The sequence below is a fragment of the Megasphaera vaginalis (ex Srinivasan et al. 2021) genome (genome assembly GCF_000478965.1).
GTDB lineage: Bacteria > Bacillota > Negativicutes > Veillonellales > Megasphaeraceae > Megasphaera > Megasphaera vaginalis.
On the sequence record NZ_AWXA01000042.1, the window covers coordinates 1 to 1,312 of the forward strand.

A 1,312-nucleotide genomic window follows, 5' to 3' on the forward strand; every position below is an offset into this window, starting at 1 on the left:
TAGCCAAATCCATAACTGATGATCTTCCGGATGGTACTTTTCAAACTCGTCAGGGTATTCATATACCGGCCAGCTTTCCGGATTACGGGCCTCTTCTACTTTGCGGACAAGGCGTTCAACGAGGTTCTTAATTTCAGGATCACGTCTGAGTAAATCAAACTGGGGGTGTTCCATTTCATTTAGAATTTCCTTAAAAGCACTTCTGGCTCGTTTTACGACCTCTTGATTAGCCATTGGTAAGTTCCTCTATCTCGATATAAAGTCCGGGCTTATCAAGGTAAAATTTTTGAATTTCTTCACAAGCGACAAGAGCATCATCTGTCCAAAAGCCCAAATCCGTCATCACGTCTTTTAAGAGCTTCACCAAATTGTCCGTATCGGGCTTTGTTGTTTTCCAGCTCTTTATAGGGTGGGCAGTAGTCGCTAAATATATCCACGTCGTCGAAAGCCTTACAGGACCCGCAAACGGAGCTTTAGGAGCGTAAGGGGCAAGGGCTGCCATAAACTTCTGGCGGGCGTCTTTTACGTTCTGAGGCTCATACACGACAGGCTTACCGTTTACTACCATAATTTTCTTTTCTTGATGAGTCGCCGAAGGGATTATCATCGGCAAGAAAAACTTTAATTTCATTGCATACTCCTTTCTAGGGAAACGCCGAGGGCACGTATTGCCCTGAGGCGGTCAAAGTGTGTTAAGAAAAAACGGCGAAGCTAAAGCCGTTTTTTTAACACTTTGTCCGTCCATGGCAATTGTGGACTTTTATACAGTCGGACATTTCTATATATATAGTTGAAATGTCCGATGTTTGTCCGATTATATTTATACGTATACGGCGTTTTTTACTTATATTTATTCATTCTTAAATACCTTTCCTTGCTCTCTTCGGAAGGTTTCGCTACTATCGATATCTCGACTGACAGTCTTAACGCTCACATCAAGATATTCAGCCATATCTCCTACGGTTACCTCGCCCGAGATGAGACACGCATTATATGCCGCCTCAAGATTCTGAATTCGGGACTGCCGTTGCTTTTGCCGAGTCCGTTGTCCTTTCTCGTTGAGCTTCATCTCGACGTCTAGCTTAATCGTCTCAAGCGTTCCCGTGTCGTCGATACGGTGAACGGGATAATCGAACCACACATTTACCGGCCTGAATGAAGCGTACTCACGAAGCGTTCCTTCAATACGCCAAGCCGAACGAGAGGACCCGACTTGTTCAGCATCAATCTCAATCATATCAAGCAGTGCGTCAGCATCCCGACCGAACACACCTGAGCCTGAGGCTCTGTCAATGGCTCGCTTACCGCCTTG

1 protein-coding gene and 2 pseudogenes are annotated in these 1,312 nt (G+C 45.2%); all 3 read right to left on the bottom strand.

Annotated elements, in window-relative coordinates:
* Nucleotides 1–234, bottom strand: a pseudogene (locus HMPREF1250_RS07500) (hypothetical protein); the annotation flags it as partial.
* A complete protein-coding gene (locus HMPREF1250_RS07505; protein ID WP_036242984.1) occupies nt 227–631 on the bottom strand; it encodes a RusA family crossover junction endodeoxyribonuclease in 405 nt (134 codons plus the stop codon). The pseudogene HMPREF1250_RS07500 and the gene HMPREF1250_RS07505, both read right to left, overlap by 8 nt.
* 219 nt (nt 632–850) lie before the next feature.
* A pseudogene (locus HMPREF1250_RS11850) lies at nt 851–1,312 on the bottom strand (DNA primase); the annotation flags it as partial.